Annotated in this window: 15 protein-coding genes and 2 pseudogenes; 14 read left to right on the forward strand and 3 right to left on the reverse strand. The window is 59.8% G+C overall.

Annotated elements, in window-relative coordinates; all coding sequences use genetic code 11:
- Nucleotides 1-164, forward strand: a pseudogene (locus GUY40_RS07330) (cytochrome c-550 PedF); the annotation flags it as partial.
- Nucleotides 165-349: 185 nt separating this feature from the next.
- Here GUY40_RS07330 and GUY40_RS07335 read toward each other — a convergent pair.
- Nucleotides 350-853, reverse strand: a complete 504-nt coding sequence (locus GUY40_RS07335) for a LuxR C-terminal-related transcriptional regulator (protein ID WP_166568291.1) — start codon at nucleotides 851-853, stop codon at nucleotides 350-352.
- 353 nt (nucleotides 854-1,206) lie between these two features.
- Between GUY40_RS07335 and GUY40_RS07340 the strand changes: the two genes are divergently transcribed.
- The 8 genes from GUY40_RS07340 to GUY40_RS07375 are packed head-to-tail and all read left to right on the forward strand — an operon-like array spanning nucleotide 1,207 to nucleotide 10,234.
- Nucleotides 1,207-2,313: a hypothetical protein gene (locus GUY40_RS07340; RefSeq protein WP_166568292.1), complete on the forward strand. Its 1,107-nt coding sequence runs from the start codon at nucleotides 1,207-1,209 to the stop codon at nucleotides 2,311-2,313.
- 22 nt (nucleotides 2,314-2,335) lie between these two features.
- Complete coding sequence (locus tag GUY40_RS07345; protein ID WP_166568293.1) at nucleotides 2,336-3,379, forward strand: hypothetical protein; 1,044 nt, start codon at nucleotides 2,336-2,338, stop codon at nucleotides 3,377-3,379.
- 33 nt (nucleotides 3,380-3,412) lie between these two features.
- A complete protein-coding gene (locus GUY40_RS07350) occupies nucleotides 3,413-4,690 on the forward strand; it encodes a hypothetical protein (RefSeq protein ID WP_166568294.1) in 1,278 nt (425 codons plus the stop codon).
- Between the two features lie 37 nt (nucleotides 4,691-4,727).
- A complete protein-coding gene (locus GUY40_RS07355; protein WP_166568295.1) occupies nucleotides 4,728-6,680 on the forward strand; it encodes a hypothetical protein in 1,953 nt (650 codons plus the stop codon).
- A 26-nt stretch (nucleotides 6,681-6,706) separates the two neighbouring features.
- Entirely contained in the window at nucleotides 6,707-7,231 is a 525-nt protein-coding gene (locus GUY40_RS07360) for a hypothetical protein (protein WP_166568296.1), read from the forward strand.
- 44 nt (nucleotides 7,232-7,275) lie between these two features.
- Nucleotides 7,276-8,367: a hypothetical protein gene (locus GUY40_RS07365; protein ID WP_166568297.1), complete on the forward strand. Its 1,092-nt coding sequence runs from the start codon at nucleotides 7,276-7,278 to the stop codon at nucleotides 8,365-8,367.
- A gap of 31 nt (nucleotides 8,368-8,398) precedes the next feature.
- Nucleotides 8,399-9,220 (forward strand): hypothetical protein, encoded by an 822-nt coding sequence (locus GUY40_RS07370; protein WP_166568298.1) that lies wholly within the window; start codon nucleotides 8,399-8,401, stop codon nucleotides 9,218-9,220.
- 27 nt (nucleotides 9,221-9,247) lie between these two features.
- The gene (locus GUY40_RS07375; RefSeq protein ID WP_166568299.1) at nucleotides 9,248-10,234 is read left to right on the forward strand and encodes a DUF4438 domain-containing protein; all 987 of its coding nucleotides are present in this window, start codon (nucleotides 9,248-9,250) and stop codon (nucleotides 10,232-10,234) included.
- Nucleotides 10,235-10,268: 34 nt separating this feature from the next.
- Here GUY40_RS07375 and GUY40_RS28730 read toward each other — a convergent pair.
- Nucleotides 10,269-10,376: pseudogene (locus GUY40_RS28730) on the reverse strand (hypothetical protein); the annotation flags it as partial.
- Nucleotides 10,377-10,479: 103 nt separating this feature from the next.
- On the opposite strand from GUY40_RS28730, the gene GUY40_RS07380 reads away from it, so the two are divergent.
- From GUY40_RS07380 to ycaC, 4 genes are all read left to right on the forward strand, one after another.
- Nucleotides 10,480-10,695, forward strand: coding sequence for a hypothetical protein (locus GUY40_RS07380; RefSeq protein WP_166568300.1), 216 nt, complete (start codon nucleotides 10,480-10,482; stop codon nucleotides 10,693-10,695).
- Between the two features lie 161 nt (nucleotides 10,696-10,856).
- Nucleotides 10,857-11,723 carry a pirin family protein gene (locus GUY40_RS07385; RefSeq protein ID WP_166568301.1) on the forward strand — a complete coding sequence of 289 codons (867 nt, stop codon included), beginning with the start codon at nucleotides 10,857-10,859 and terminating at the stop codon, nucleotides 11,721-11,723.
- Between the two features lie 75 nt (nucleotides 11,724-11,798).
- The gene (locus GUY40_RS07390; RefSeq protein ID WP_166568302.1) at nucleotides 11,799-12,479 is read left to right on the forward strand and encodes a hydrolase; all 681 of its coding nucleotides are present in this window, start codon (nucleotides 11,799-11,801) and stop codon (nucleotides 12,477-12,479) included.
- Between the two features lie 77 nt (nucleotides 12,480-12,556).
- Nucleotides 12,557-13,183: an isochorismate family cysteine hydrolase YcaC gene (ycaC, locus tag GUY40_RS07395; RefSeq protein ID WP_046038557.1), complete on the forward strand. Its 627-nt coding sequence runs from the start codon at nucleotides 12,557-12,559 to the stop codon at nucleotides 13,181-13,183.
- Between the two features lie 257 nt (nucleotides 13,184-13,440).
- Here the strand turns inward: ycaC and GUY40_RS07400 are convergent, their stop codons facing one another.
- Entirely contained in the window at nucleotides 13,441-14,451 is a 1,011-nt protein-coding gene (locus tag GUY40_RS07400) for a helix-turn-helix domain-containing protein (RefSeq protein WP_166568303.1), read from the reverse strand.
- A 616-nt stretch (nucleotides 14,452-15,067) separates the two neighbouring features.
- Here GUY40_RS07400 and peaA point away from each other — a divergent pair.
- Entirely contained in the window at nucleotides 15,068-16,639 is a 1,572-nt protein-coding gene (gene peaA, locus GUY40_RS07405; RefSeq protein WP_256675664.1) for a quinohemoprotein amine dehydrogenase subunit alpha, read from the forward strand.
- Nucleotides 16,640-16,644 lie beyond the last annotated feature (5 nt).

Consider the following 16,644-nt stretch of genomic DNA (forward strand, 5'->3'; position numbering starts at 1 on the left):
GCGGTTCGCCATGGGCCCACGGCAACGTGGTTCCGCAGGCCGTGGCAACCCAGGGCCTGACCCCGATCAAGGAAACCGGCGTGACCGTCGACGGCGATGGCTGGGCCGCCGTGAACCCTTATCGCACCTCGCCCGAGCACGACAAGACGGTGGAAATCGGCGCCGGAACCGACGCTCGCGCACAGGCATTGTCTACACGGGTCGCGCAGGAAAGCTAACGTCAACGTGCAGCGCTCATCCAGGACCGGTGATCACACCTTCTTGTAGGACCGAATTCGGGAAAGGGCCGGTTTGCTAATCCGTATTCTGCGTCTGTGCCAATGTCTTGCCGAATACGTACCGAAAGGCGTCACTCCGGTTTCAGGCTGAATGTCCGCATGTATGCGCATACCATGGCGCCACGGGAGCGTACGCCGAGTTTGGAGTAGATGGCCTTGAGGTAGGAGCGGACGGTGAATTCGCTGATGTGCAGGCGATCGGCAACCTGTTTGGTCAGACAGCCCATGCAGATCAATTGCACCACCTGAAGTTCTCGGGGGGTCAGGGTGTTGTGGATCTCGTTGGAGAGTTTTTGATCATGCTCGGTCGGGCGCCCTTGTGCGGTTTCGACCAGCGCGTATAGGTGGCCTGCGTAACTGAAATGGACGACTTCGTTTTCCGCGTAGCGAAATTGCACACCCTTGGTGCCATGGCTGGTGACATGTCTGGGCACTACGCCGTCGACCTGCAGCACGGACAAGGTTTGTCCGTCCAGGTCCAGTCTGGAAACTTCAACGCTAGAGACTTCGCTATTGCCATTGGTGCTTGAGAGAGGGGGGTACGCACCGAACGTAGCGCCTTCCAGGTCCTTCATTGTTGGGTTCCCCGCCTATTATCGCCATGACAGCGAAGGTGGAAGAAACAGCTGAATTCATTAAAAACCAAATCGCTGATTATACAAGGACCACCGTATCGCTCTTGTCCGCTAGCCCCTTTGGACGGGTACATCCGTGTCTGCCCGTTTTCGCACCTGCGCCGTGGGGTAGTGAATAGGTACGTATCACTTTGAAGGCATACGCAGGAGCGTCTACTTAGCGGCACGCCGCAATGGACGATTTCGCCGCCGATGTTCGCGCGCTAGATTCTGTCCATGATTCGATTGCCCGATTGCTGACCGACTCCGGTCGACAAAGCGGCAATTGCTCTTCCAGAGGGGAGGCATTTGCGATGAGTGGATCATTCGATAGCCAGACAACGGATTTTGCGAACGATGCGTACCCGTCGGCGTTGGATACTGGCGATCTGGAACTGTTCGATGAGATGGAGTCCGGTGACCCGTTCACCGACGATCATTTTGCCGAAGAGACCTCGTCCAGTGACAACTACGACGACGGTCAGGACAGCGAGCAGCTGGACAGCGATGACCGGTTCGACGAGGCAGCACTGGATGGCGTGGAGGCACTGGACGACGCTTCGCTGTGGGATGCCTTCGAAGAGCAGGTAGCCGATGGCCTGGATACGCTAGACGAGGACGAGTTTCTCGGACGCCTGTTGGGTGGGCTGGGGCGTGTTGCGGCGCTGGCCGGTCGGGCCAGCGGCCAGGCGGGCCGGGTAGCCGGGCGAGTAGGGCAGGTGGCCGCCGCCGCTTCTCCGGCTGCCCAGGCGGTCGCACGTCTGGCGCGCACCCTCGGAGCGCCAGGTGTGGCGGGTGCCCTGCAGCAGGCAGGCGGCATTGCCCGCAATGTCGGCCAGGCCGCACAGCACGCTCAGGGACTGGCCTCCAGCAGTCAGGGCATCTTTGCCCAGCTGGGCCAGCTGATGGGCGCCGCTGGCGCCGGACAGGCGTTCGATGCGATGGCTGAGTTGTACGTCGATGATGGCATTGACGAAGCGCTGCCAGCCGCCGTTGCTCTGGCGGCACGCGGCGCGGCGCGAGGCTTGGGGCTACGCAATATCACACAGCTCAACCAGGCCGGTCGCCGCGCATTGGTTCGCGGCGTCGCAGCCGCTACGCGGGAGTTGGTGCGTGGCGCTGGCCCTCGGGGACTCCGCGCTCTGCCCAGGCTGGTGAACTCGGCCGTTCGTGTCACCCAACGCAATCCGGGTACTGCGCAACGGACGGTCCAGAACCTGCGCCGGGCCTTGCCGCGTGCCGCGGCGCGTCTGGCTCAGTCCCCCCGAGCCCTGCGCGCTTTGACCCGGCCCAGAGGGCCCGGGGCGGGGCCGCTTGCGCGTCCGGCCGACATCGGGCGCGGACTGTCCGGCACACGCCTGAGCGGCAGCCGGACGTTTCATATCAGCGGGCCTGTGACCCTGTCGATTACCCCGCGATAACCCTGTTCAGAGGAGCACGACCATGGACCGATTCGAAACGGATCTGATGGAAGATCTGATGCATGACGCCGCCGAATCTCCGGCGAGCGGTTCCTCGCTCGACGGTTACGACGAGTTCGAGGATGGACTGGATGAGTGGGACGAAGGTGATGAGTTTGGCGGTAGTCCGGCGGCTGCGGCCAATGCTCTGGATGAACTGGATGAATATGACGAGGCCGTCGGCCATGACCATTGGGATGAAGGCGACGAATTCGAACAGGGCGGTGGAGACGATGGCATCGATGCCATGGAAGAAGCCGTCGTCGACACGCTGGATGCCGTCGACGGCGATGAGTTCCTCAGGCGTCTGCGGCGTATCGCCAGCGGGGTCGCTCAGGGCGTGCGTAGCGCGGGAAGGGTGGCGGGCAATGTGGCCAGAGTGGTAGGTCCTATTGCCAGTATGTTGCCCATTCCCCAGGCACAACTGATCGGGCGCATTGCCAACGTGGCAGGACGTTTGCTGGCCGACGGGGCTGACGAGATGGAAGTCTTCGACGATCTGGTAGACGGCCTGGATGAAGACGGTATTGACGCCGCCGCACCGGTCCTGGCGGGAATATTGGTCCGGCGCGCGGTTCCAATGGTCGGACGAGGACCGCTGCCTGCCCGGCGTGCTGCCGTGCAAGGCGTGACTCGAGCCATCCGTCAGGCCGTACGTAGTCAAGGCGCTCCTGCCGCACGTGCGGTGGCGCGGGCAGTCCAGAGTACCCGGCGACCCATTCAGGACAGACGCCTCAGACCGCAGGCAGCGGCACGGGCGGTTACCCAGGCGGCCAGCCAGGTTGCCCGCCAGCCCCAGGCGATTCGTCGGCTGTCGCGACCCTTGGTGCCGGCTGCCCGGCGAGCAACGCCCAGAGGGCAGACCGCTCGCAACGTGGCACGCAATATCGCGCCACTGGCCCGTCGTATCGGCGCATCGCTGCCTGCCGGTGGTGCGCATCGCACCGCGGGTGTCTGCCCCCATTGTGGTCAGGCCCGCCGCCTGACGTTTCGTGGCCCGGTGACGCTGACCATACGCGGGCGCTGAGTGCTGTTGGATGGGTAATCGGGAGCTATCCTCATGAACTGGCGACGCTTTGTGCAGCACAAGATTCACGGCCTGTCGGCGCGTCTCAGTCGCCTGGCACGGGTTGACAATGCGTTCGTCGGCATACGCGCGCAGGATATGCGCTATGCCCCGTCGCCTCGGCACTTTGAGGTAGCCAATGCGAGATTAGGCGCTGTAGAACAACGAATCCGCAGGCGTTTCTCGAAGTTGCAGCACGATTGGCAGAACAATCCGCCGCAACGGGTGCTGGTCGACGCCGCCCTCGTGGAGCGCGAACTCGACCGCGCCCGCCGTTTGTTCGGCATGTTCTATGAGGTTTTCGCCCAACGGGGTACTGCCTTCGGTCCTGCGCTGGCGGCCCACGATGCCATCGCCGAGGATTGCTATCGCGCCGTGCGCGAATCTGCACCGCAGATTTTTGACGGACCGTTGCTCAAGCCGGTGTGCTACATGGAACACGGCTATTCTCCGGCCACCATGCGTCGCGGTGTGCAACTGGGCCGGTTGTTGGGCGAAGCCAACCCGTTTCCCCTGATTCGCATCCCGTGGGATCGCGATCAACCCTGGCAGTCCGTCTTCCTCCATGAGGTGGCGCACAATCTTCAGGCTGATCTGGGGATCTGGCAGGAAAACCGTTCAGCAGTACTACGGCGGGTCTTGGGCGTATCGCGTGATCCGTTTCTCGGAACGGTATACGGGCGCTGGCACAAGGAAATTTTCGCCGACCTGTCCGCTGTCCTGCTGGGCGGACCGGCCGCAGCCTGGGGAATGGCGGAGTTCCTGGCCCAACCGCAACCGCGCACGACAACTTACCGACCGGGCGGCGCGCACCCCACGGCCTACCTGCGGATCTATCTGTTGGCGGAAATGCTGCGGCGTATGGGCTTCACCCGTGATGCGGCCAGACTGCTGCGGGTGTGGCAGAGCCTGTATCGAATCAGCGACGGTGTACGTATTCCACCCGCCCTGATGAGCAGCGCGCCACGTCTGATTCCGGACGTCGTAGACGAAATCGCGTTTCAGACACGGCGCAATCTGGCTCAACGGGCACTGGTGGACATCATTGCCTTCAGTGCCGATGACGAGGCTCGAATTCAACAGGGCGCTCGCGCCCTTGAAGCCGGACAGCGCATAGAACTTGCACCGCGGCATCTGGTCAGCGCGGCCTACTACGCCCTCGGGCGCGGCAACATCGCGCCGCAGCAATTGGCGCAGCGAGTCATCGCGCAACTGACCGAGTCGTTGACGACTCCACGTTACGCCCGCCCGTCGCTCAGCGCAGTGGCCTGAGGCGTTCAACTTCAACCCAATATGACGAGGCCTTGTCATGGCGACCACCGTACCTCTTCCGAATCCGGGGAGTCTGGATGCTGCTTCGACTCAGCGTCTGGCTCTGGACAACCTTATCCGGCGCGAGCTGAAGGTTGGCGATCCCAATGACCCAAACCAGGTGGCGCAGGCCCTGCTCAATCGCTACAAAGGCGACCCGCGCGCTGAGGCGATTGCCCAAGAGGCCCGGGGTATGCCGTTTCTGCAAACCGTGGCGCCGCTGTCGACGGTTTCGTTCAGCGCGACGGCGTCGAATGCCGAATGGGAACAGGCCTGTAACGACATCGAGCAGGACCTGAGGCACCTGACCACCGACACCCTACTCAAGGACGTCACCCCTGAGCTTCAGGGCTGGGCCCAAGCCATTCGCAGTACCTTGCAGGAAGGCCAGAGCGCCTCGCGCCTGGCCCTCGATCCGCGTAACCGCGACAAGGGCTTTGCCATGCGCCGCCAGCTCAACGATTACGCGCGTCTGGCCCGGTTGGTTGGCGTGCACACGCCTTCGATGGTCACCGACTACCGCAAGCTGGCGCAAAGCCTGGACGAGGCCGCCAACCTGTTGCTGGTGATGATGGGCGAAGCATTGGCCAATGTCGGTTTCGGCGGCGGTCGCTATCTGCCCCAGGTGGCCTACTCCGACCTGCAAACCCGGCGCGATGCCGCGATCTATGCGTTACGTAACCTGGTGGGCAGCACGCAGATGGCTTACGGCCCGCAAGACTGGCCGCGAGGCCTGGATGCTTACCGGCAACTCAATGACTTGTTAGAGGCACAAGGGCAGAGCGACCTGCGCTCGCTGCTGGTGGAGACCGAACTGGCACGGATCATGGACGAATTGGTGCAACGTAGCGGTGACAACACTTCGGGCGGTTTGCGCGCCGTGGGCTCTACCGCCGTGCTGAGCCTTGAACGGTTTCGGCGCTTGATCACCGTCGCCCAGCGCGGGATCAGCCCGGAATCCCCAGCGTTGTATGGGTTTCTTGAAGCGTTGCAGCTGTTTGCTTCGGCGTTCGATTCTTCCGGTGGTTTCCGGCTGATGAAGATCGCCCGTCCTCCGATCCTGTTTTATGGGCTTTACGGCAACACGGGAATGAACGATGCAGATCAGCGATTGGTCAGCCTGACGTTGATTCGCGGCATGCTGGCCGATGAGCTGGACTGTCTGGCCCAGAACTGTCTGGGAAATTGCAGTGACGTGGTGTTGCTTGACCGGGTGCTGTACGGCGTTGACCGGGCCATTGACTTGTATGCCCTGGGCTTTGTCAATTTCGGTGCAGCGGAACGGCGGGCGTCCGCGTATGGCTTCCTGGTCAAGGCGGTGGTCGCCGCGATGCCCATTGCTGCGCCATCTTTGATGGATAGCCTGATTAAAGCGCTGCAGCCAAGCATCGACTGGGGTGAGGACGAAAGCATGGGTGCTGCTGTACATGGACTCATACAACTGGCGAACCGCGAGCTCGACGCGCTGAACGCTATTGATCGAACGGCTGGTGATGAACAGCTACGCGCCGAACTGGCGGCGGCGATAGAGAAATTTGAGAATCAAGGCGCCGGGACAATTGAAGACTTCGCCAAACTTTATACCGTTGTGCTGCGGGTTGACCGACGGTTAGTGGCGCTGGGTATCTCGGTTCGTGGCGATGCGGACGTCGATGCCTATATCGCGGTCGTCGTTCAGGAACTGGTACTTCAGGGCGAACTTGATGACAGATGGAGCAGCCTGGTGCACTCGATGGTCACCAACTGCTCCACCATTGATCAGTCTCTGGGCAGTCTACGTACTGTGATGATGAAGGCGATGAAGAGCATCACCGGTGAGGAACGTCGTGATCGCGACTCGATCAGCCTGCCACCGACCCTGGAAACGTCTGCCGATGCCTTCATTGATTTTGTCGATCGCACCGGCGCCGGGCGCCCCAATCTGGCTGGGCGTGCCCAGAATCCAAGATGAACTCCGATCGTTGAAGGAGTGATGCCATGTACACCTATCGTCCCGAATTCTTCCGCCGTGGCGACCAGCTGTTGACCAGTCGCCTGGACAGCGTGAAGCGCCAGATATTCGTTTCTGCGAGTGAGCATGAGCGCTTGCTGACGGCTACGAACGAACTGGTAGCCCGGGACCACGTACTGCTCGAAAAATATCTGGTCCCGAAGCCGGAACCTGGCGGCTACTGGATGCCCATCCTGCGAATCCTGATCCAGGCGCAAGCGATCGCTCTGGATGCATCCCCTGAAGAGAAGCAAAGCCGCAAAAGCGGTACAGGCGAGCGGCCGGTCAACTCCAAAAACGATGCTGCCCTGCACGAGCTATCGCTATCGGAGGCCACCCGCGAGGCAATGTGCAGACTCGAACAACAACCACAATTGCACGAGCGATTGAAAATGGTGTTTCGGGTATTCGAAGGTTCCGTCCCCGACTATCGCATGGTGCGCTGGTGGGAGATGCAGCAGCTGGCCGTTGATATTTCGACCCTGCCGCCACCCCGAAAAGCCGGTCTGTAACCCAACCATTGGTGATGCCCTGATCGCACCCGGGAGCCACAATCATGAGTTTTCAAACCACCGAAACCATCCAACGTCTCTGGGAAAACTTTCTGCGCGATCAGTTGGCGGGATTGCCCGCCGACCAGCGTCAGAACTTCGAAGAACAGTTTGAGCAACGCTTTGGCGAGTTGCTCAAGGGCGCTGCCAACGGTGATGGCCGTGACGGTTTTCTCGATCTGATCGGTTTCGGAGACAAGGGCCCGCAAGAGTTCGGCGACATTGCCTACCCCTATATCCAGCCAGACTTCGACGACTCGGTCATACCTAGCCAGTTGCATGCCGCGGCCGACCTTTACTACATCTACCAGCACGAACGGATGAAAGTGTTCCAGGTTGCCGATGTGCTGCTGCGCCTGTTCAGGCTCGGACGCATGCGTATCCAGCGTGGCCCCGGTGCCCATGGGTTGTACCTTCTGCAAAAATGGCAACCTCTGCGCTACACGCTCAACGACCGGATGATCGCCTATCGCCGCGCGTTCAATTACGGCACTGTGCAGACCCCGGCAGGCGCGGTGGTCAATCGTAACTTTCACCGGCAGCTGGTGGGGTTCATGGTCTCTACCGGCCAGTATTTCCGCGATCTACTGATCGGTGAAGTGATACGCGGCGGGCAACTGATCGATCAGCGCCCGTTTGGCAGCGTCGCCACCGTGCAGCGCATCGGCCTGGACCTGCGCTACGCGCTGGACCGCTCGACCTACGGCAATATTTTTTCCCTGGCAATGGAGACCGGCCACTACCTCAAGACGGTCTTGCAATTACTCGACGCGCCGGACATCAAGAAAGCGTTCGACGCCAACACCAAGTGGGATGTGGTGGAGATCGTTTCCAACCGCCATCTGGGGGGCGTGGCCGAACCCTCGCAGCGGGCAAAAATGGCCGAGAGCGGCAGGCGGATACTCAAGTTCGTGGCCGATAACGACTTCAAGACGGCCATCGATCCGATATTGTTCCAGAGTGTCGTGCGACCGATGGGGGCGCACGCCGAAGCCTGGCTCGCGGCGTATCGCATGACACCTGAGGGGCGAGGTTTCCCAGGCGTCACGCCAGCACTGCGCAGCGTGCTTGGTGTTCCACAAGCGGTTAACGCCTGATCCGGGTGTCTTTTGAGGAGCGAGAGCAGCCATGCGTGCGAGCAATATGCTGGTTTCAGTCAGTCAGCACCGATTGCCGTGCATCCTTGATCCGGCGTTGGTGCTGGGTTCGGTACATGGGCCGACGCTGGCATTACGGCTGGCTCAGGTATTGGAGCCGTGGCTACCCCGTTCATTCTGGCAATTGATCGATGCCAGCGAGCTGATCATGCCCACCCTGGAAGGCGACAGTACTGACGGCGAATATGACCCGGCGCGGCCGTCGATCGCGGCTTTGCTCGGCTGGATGGCGCTGCGTGAAGGAATCGATGCCGGCTCGTGGCCGCTGCGCTGGGTAGGCGACAGCCTGGCAGAATCACAGATCCAGCAGGGCAGCGATGCCGGGGTGGTTGAACGCTACGAATCGATTCTTGAGTGGTTGCTGCAGCGGCATCTCGACGCCGATACCGGGCCCGGGCCTGGGCACGTCCGGTGTGATCCCGAGGAGGGGGCACTGGACATGCTCGCATTGTCGGCAGCCCTGGAAGGCGCAGTCGTGCTGACGCTGTGTCCGGCCTGCGGCCAACCCTGGCCGGTGAGGGCGTTGGAATCGGTGCGCCTGGGCGGTGAATTGGTCTCACCGATAGCCCCGGAGTCGTTGTTTGCCGCCGAACGCGAGTTGATACGCGGGGCATTGGCCAGTGCCGGGATGGCTGCGCTGGTGCAGCAATTACCACCGCTGATGGTATTTCACCTGCTGCCCAGTAACGGTCGGGCGTTTTCCCAGACCTGGGAGGCAGCCACCGGCCAACTCAGACGCAGGGTGTTGCCAAGTCTGGACGACGACTTTCGGGCCTGGTGGTATTACCTTTGAACAGCGGCAACCAAGCGAGGAAGCAGCATGAGCCTGCACCTGAATCTGGATGAATTGGTCGCGGTGTCCGTGCAGGGGCAGATCGCGCATCCGGTCGGCCACGCCTCACCCTATCGCATCGGTTACGACGGTGTGCCGCGTGTTTTGCCAGGCACTGGCGGTATCGTGTTGAACAAGCGAATCGGCGACCGTTGCGTTGGGCTGGCAGGCGATCACATCGAGCCCGGCGTTGCGTTGCACAACAACCGGCGTGAGGTGGTCGGCCCGCGAGACGGGCCGAACAATGCGCTGATCACCTATGCCTGCGTCGGTAATCTGGCCAGAGTGGTCAGCGGGCCCTGCACCGGACAAGTCGGCATGGTGACCGGCAAGCATGGCGGCATCAATCACGTGCTGGTGGATTTTCCCGCCGAGGTGTTGGCCCGGCTGCGTATTGGTGATGACATCCGTATCACCTCCCATGGCCTGGGGCTGAGGTTGCTGCAGTGCCCGGCGGTCGAGGTCATGAACGCCTCTGTGCGGCTCTTGCAGCGCTGGGGCATTGTTCGCCGTGATGATCGTCTACACGTGCCGGTCACCCATTTGGTGCCAGCCACGATCATGGGTTCGGGGCTGGGCAAAAACACAGCGTGGCGGGGCGATTATGACATCCAGTTGGCTGACAGTGAGGCACGCCGTCGCTATCGTCTGGGCAGCTTGCGATTTGGCGATCTGGTCGCCATCGTCGACGCCGACGTCAGGCGCGGACCGAGTTTGCGCAGTGGGCGTATCACCATCGGTGTCGTCGTGCATGGCGACAGCACCGTGAGTGGCCACGGGCCAGGGGTGACGCCGTTGCTGACCGGCCCGGCCAGAGTGTTGCGCCCGATGTTTACCGAGAACGCCAATCTGGCGGAGATTTTCGACGTACGCCGGGCGGCAACGCCGAAGATCGAGGCAACCCTGAGCGAGCGTGACCGACGCGTACGCTGTGTGTCACGGGAGTTGCCGCCACAACTGGCATTCAGGGTCTGATTACGCACACGTCACGGTTTCATTCAATTGTCCTGTCGCGGATGGTTTCTACGGCCTGGGTAATACGCTCCAGCATGATCCCCGCCTGGGTCACTTGCTCGATGCTTGCCTCGCTGCGCGACTGACCGCTTTCAATTGCCTGGATTCAGCCGGCGGCACTGGCGGTAATCCAAAACCTGCGACTGAAATACTGGCGAAATATTCGAGCCGCATGATTCGCGTCTATTCCATCCGAGGTTGCTAAGATGAATCGGCCTTTAAGAAACATGCGCAAACTGCTCGACTGCATCGCCGCCAACAATGAGGACGCGGCGCTGAATGTGATGCGTGCAACTGAGCAACTTGAGGACGAGGTGTTGCGTCAGCGGTTGCTCAACGTGGTTCACCGCCTCAATCAGGATGCGGATGACCTGCGAATGGCACGCGACGATATACAGGGTGGAACCAGCAAATTCGCGTGACCGACCGACAGCGCCGCACAGCGGGGACGGGGTTTCATTCAAATCCCGCGGGATTATCTGTTGTCGTACCCATTTCGAGACAGTGAAGTCCATTCCAATGACTACCGAACCTCAAGATCCGCTACTACGATATATAGCCTCAGCAGATTGGCGGATAAAACATGAAAAAGGTTCTGGGCATATACAGCAGTCCTGACCGGCATTGGGTGGGGGATGGGTTCCCTGTCCGCTCGCTTTTCAGTTATGACACGTTGGGTGGTCATATCAGTCCGTTCTTATTACTTGACTACGCAGGCCCTGCGGATTTTCCGCCTTCCCCGCACCGGCGTGGGGTCGGTCAGCATCCGCACCGAGGTTTTGAGACGGTCACCATTGTCTATAAAGGCGAACTCGAACATCGGGACTCCACTGGCGCCGGCGGAAAGATCGGCCCCGGCGATGTGCAGTGGATGACCGCGGCTGCCGGGATACTTCATGAGGAGTACCACTCATCCGAGTTCAGTCGTACCGGTGGAACCTTGGAGATGGTTCAGCTGTGGGTGAATCTACCCGCGAAAGACAAGATGTCTGCGCCGCGATATCAGACGCTTTTGAATCGCGACATCGTGCAAGTCAACCTACCTGACGATGCCGGTCAGGTGCGCGTGATTGCCGGTGAGTACGCCGGGCACAAAGGCCCCGCGCTGACATTTACACCCATGGATGTATGGGACATACGTCTGAATGCAGGCAAGAACGTGTCCTTGCAATTAAAGGCAGGCTTTACCTGTGCCGTCGTCCTGCTCAGTGGGGGCGTTGAGGTGAATGGCAGTGCATTTCTGCGCGATGCACAACTGGCGTTGCTTGAGCGTGATGGTATCAAGCTGTTTCTGGAGGCCAGCAGCGATTCAAAACTGGTACTGCTCTGTGGAGAGCCCATCGATGAACCCATCGTTGGCCAAGGACCGTTTGTCATGAATACCCAGGCAGAAATAGTACAGGCCATCACAGACTTCAACAGCGGCCACTTTGGACAGATGACTCCGTGATCATTTTCGAAGTGTCATGTGCTGACATTGCGAAACCTGTCGGCGGCAAAGCCGTCTTTCTTAAAGGAGCACGTCATGAGTACCCCTGCGAACTTTAACAACCAGAGACCTGTCATCGACCCATCCAACGCCGTCATGCTGCTGATCGATCATCAAAGCGGTCTGTTCCAGACAGTGGGCGATATGCCGATGCCCGAGCTTCGCCTGCGCGCTGCGGCGCTGGCCAAGATGGCGTCGCTGGCCAGGATTCCGGTCATCACCACTGCGTCCGTCCCACAAGGCCCAAACGGTCCGCTGATCCCCGAGATTCATGAAAACGCCCCGCACGCCCAATACGTGGCGCGTAAGGGGGAGATCAATGCCTGGGACAACCCGGATTTCGTCGGCGCCGTGAAGGCCACAGGCAAGAAGCAGCTGATCATTGCGGGCACCATCACCAGCGTGTGCATGGCCTTCCCTGCCATCAGCGCCGTCTATGACGGTTATCAGGTCTTTGCTGTGGTAGATGCCTGCGGCACTTACACCAAGATGGCCCAGGAAATTACGCTCGCTCGTGTGGTGCAAGCGGGGGTGGTACCGATGGATACCGGCGCTGTCGCTTCTGAGCTGCAAAAAACCTGGAACCGCGACGATGCACAGCAATGGGCTGAGGTTTACACCAACATCTTCCCGGCCTACCAGTTGCTGATCGAAAGTTACATGAAGGCCCAAGAAGTAGCGAAGAACAATGAAGTGCTGGACTCCCAGCGCAAGTAACTGAGTGCAACACGAGGGGCGTGCTCCCTCATCAGTGGAGGCCATCGGGGCTTCCGTTGTTCACTTGGAGAATGAAAATGTCCACTGCCTATAAACGTCTCGACAAAGATCAAGCGGCCGTGTTGTTGGTCGATCATCAGACCGGTCTGTTGTCGCTGGTACGCGACATCGACCCAGACAAATTCAAGAACAACGTGCTGGCGCTGGCCGATCTGGCCAAGTACTTCAAACTGCCGACCATTCTCACCACCAGCTTTGAAACCGGCCCTAACGGCCCGCTGGTGCCGGAGTTGAAAGCCTTGTTCCCGGACGCTCCTTATATTGCGCGCCCAGGGCAAATCAACGCCTGGGACAATGAGGATTTCGTCAAGGCCATCAAAGCCACTGGCAAAAAGCAACTGATCATCGCCGGAGTGGTGACCGAAGTCTGCGTGGCGTTCCCGGCGCTGTCGGCAATTGAGGCTGGTTTTGAGGTGTTTGTGGTGACCGACGCATCCGGCACCTTCAATGCCTTGACTCGTGATTCGGCATGGAACCGCATGTCGTCTGCCGGCGCACAATTGATGACCTGGTTCGGCCTGGCCTGCGAGCTGCACCGCGACTGGCGCAACGACATCGAAGGGCTGGGAACGCTGTTCTCCAACCACATTCCGGACTATCGCAACCTGATCACCAGCTACACCAAACTGACTTCCGACAAGTAAGGCCGAACCAGGGGCCACGTCAGCATCAGAGGCCTTTTATACGTGTGTTGAACAGGCCCTGATCTGTCGGGGCCTGTTTCTGTCCGAGTGGCGAGGTGCTCTGGAGCAAGCCCAGCGGCTACGCCTACTGGAAGTGGCAAACGCCTGTCCAAGGTTTACAGGGCAGGCCGCATACGTAGGGAGGTGGGGCCTTGGTCGGTTTGCGAATAAACCCGATGGATTGTTGGCATTTGCTGGGTAACCGACCCCGTTGGCGACTACTTTTTCAGCCGAAGAGTGTGTGAGGGCAGTTCGCCGAACAATTCCTTGTAGTAGGTGGAAAACATGCCGGGATGCCAAAATCCCCAACGCGATGCGATTTCATTCACGACCTTGGAGGACGGATCGGCTTTCATCAGCTCGCGACGAGCGCCGTTCAAGCGAAGGTAGCGCAGAAAGGTAACCGGATTGATGCCCAATACTTTGATGAAACCGTAGTGCAGCGTTCTGCGGCTGACGCGCAACGCCTCACATATCTCAATCACAGAGAGTGGCTCGCTTTTCCGGGAAATAATATATTCCCGGGCTTTTTCGACAATGTGTCGATGTACGAACTGTCCGGGATGTTTTCTGGGCAGTTTTTCCAGCTGAGTAAACCCATTAAAGAAACTGCTCATGACATCATCGAGCAGGCTCAGGCGTATGCGGTGAGAAGACAAGACGTCGGGATTGGCTTTCAACGCCGTGATGACATGCAGGAACGTATGACGAAAGCGATTGCACAACGCCTCGGAGAGCGGCGTGGCGCCATTCAAGTCAATGATGTGATCAATGGATAGTTCTTCGATGGTTTCTGCGTACTCCTTGAGTATTCGCGAATCAATCACGGCCACGCAAATATCGGAGTGTTCCGGCGTCTTGAATTTCAATTCCGAGTTGGGTTTCAAAAAGAATATGGAGTTCTTCTCGAGCCGGTCACCGCACCAGAATCCTTCCCCTTCGATTGACAGCGGCACGCCCACGGCAAAGCTGTTTTCCCAGGGCTGGCCGTGTTGATCTACCACCTTGTTCATGGACTCCCTGAAGATCTGCACAGGCCCTAGCGACAGTGCCGTCAACGAACCCGTGAACGCACCAGCGCTGATCTGCAGGTAATCCTGCTGCCATTTAGGCAAGGCTTCGGCCTGTTCGAACACGTCATGGGTATCGGAATGAAAAAACTCTGCACTGCCCACTGAATCAGCCAGTCGGTGGCTGCCTGGGCGGGTGTCGGGGTTGTAGCTATTCATCTGCGCCTCACCGGGTGGCCTACGTCTTATTGTGGTCAGTCCATTGCGTCCGCGGGCTCGGGCGACTCCTTTCCCCGGTATTACGCCTGGTCTGCTCACATCACGGGGGGGCAGGCAGGCACGCGTCTTGGTTGTCAGTATTTTGCAACAATTTGTAAGGCGCAAGGGTTGGAACACGACTTTGATTCGATGTTGCCGATTTCTGATAGTCGGGCCTCGCGGCTTGCCGTTTCCCGATAAAGGCCGAGTGAGGAGGCAGATTAAAATTTTGTCCAGGCTATCCAGAACGGGAGTCCGTACCGTGAACAGTAAAATAATAATGAACGCGTTTATGTACCGGCTCTGCGTTGTCGGTGGTGTGATAGGCGCCGTTTATTTATCCACCGGTATTGCCCTGGTGTTGGTTGTTTGAACGTTTGTTCATTTGTTGATCGTCACGGCCCAGCGCTTGCCGAATTTGGATACCGCCCTGATGGGTTTGATTTGTATCGTTTTAACCGAGCTGACTTACCGTGAGCGAATAGCGTCCAACGGTCAGCGCGCGCTACCCCAATACACAATAACCCGGGAGCCAACAATGCGCGATTTGTGTGCATTAACATTCACTTTGCGGCCCATGGCACTTGCACTTTCACTGGCGATATCCCCCTTGGCCGCCTTTGCAGCCGAGCCTTCGCAAGAGGCCAAGGCGTTGTTAACCAGCAAGTGTGCGGCGTGCCACCTTCCTGTGGCCAATGGCATGAACCGAATTGATCAATCCCGTCGTACGCCTGAAGGTTGGGACATGACCATCGGCCGCATGGTGGCGGCGCATGGCGTTCGTCTGACACCAGGCGAGCGACAGACGCTGGTCAAGTACCTGGCGGACAACCACGGCCTGGCGCCGGAAGAAACCCAAGGCCGTCGCTACATTCTCGAGCGGGACTTTACCCGTGTCGAAGTGCCGGATGACAAACGGGTCGCCGAGACCTGTGCGCGTTGCCACTCTTATGCACGCATCGCCTTGCAGCGCAGAACGCCCGAAGACTGGCAGAAGCTGACCAACTTTCACGTCGGCCAGTACCCCACCATCGAGATTCAGCAAGGGGGGCGTGATCGCAATTGGTGGGACATCGCTTCTGGGGAGATGCCGAAGACGCTCGGCAGCCGCTACCCCTACCAATCCGAAATCTGGAACCGATGGCAGGCCGCACAAAAGGCCAGTGCCGCAGGCCAATGGCGTGTCGTCGGCCATCGTCCCGGCTGGGGTAGCTATGAGGGTATGGCGACCATCACAGGTGAAAACGACCGTTATACGCTGAGCATGCACATCAACTACGCCAACGGCAAAGTCGAAACGGCTGAGGGCAACGCGATTGTCTACACCGGCTACGAGTGGCGCGGCAACGTCAAGCAAGGCGAGCTGCAGGTGGCTCAGGTGTTCGAGTTGTCCGGCGATGGCAAGCGCCTGAGTGGGCGCTGGCATGAAGTGGGTGTGGATTCCATCGGTGGGCAATTCACGGCGGTGCGTCTTGATGGGGATTCGACAGCTCAAGTGCTGGCGGTCGAGCCGTCGGCGATCAAGGCCGGAACCACCCGAGAAGTCACCTTGTATGGCACTCACCTGAACGGTGGGGTGCAACTGGGCAATGGGTTGTCGGTCAAGCGTGTGGTGTCGGCGTCGGCTGACAAGGTGGTGGTTGAAATCGCGGCGCACGCCAGTGCCTCCGACGGCATGCGCAGCGTGGAGATCGGCGCAGCTCATGGCGGGGCCGGGTTGGCCGTCTACCGCAAGATCGACTTTCTGAGCATCGAGCCGGATGCCGCCATGGCCAGGGTCGGAGGCAATGGCGGGCCGCTGCCCAAGGTGCCGGTTCAATTTGAAGCGGTCGCCTATGCCAACGGCCCGGACGGCAAGCCCGGTACCGACGATGATCTGCGCCTGGGCTACATGTCGGCCACCTGGAGCATCGCTAACCTCAACGCCAACGCCGCAGAAATGGAAGACCTCAAGTTCGCCGGCAATCTTGAACCGGGTGGTCTGTTCATACCCGGTGACGCGGGCCCCAACCCCAAGCGCAAGTACTCCACCAACAACGCAGGTGAACTTGAAGTGACCGCGCAAGTGGATGACGGCGGGCGCGAAGTCAAAGCGACCAAGCCGTTGATCGTCACCGTGCAGCGCTGGAACGACCCACCCATCCGTTAATTGTC

Origin of the sequence: Pseudomonas sp. R5(2019) (assembly GCF_009905435.1) — a bacterium.
In the GTDB taxonomy this organism is placed as follows: domain Bacteria; phylum Pseudomonadota; class Gammaproteobacteria; order Pseudomonadales; family Pseudomonadaceae; genus Aquipseudomonas.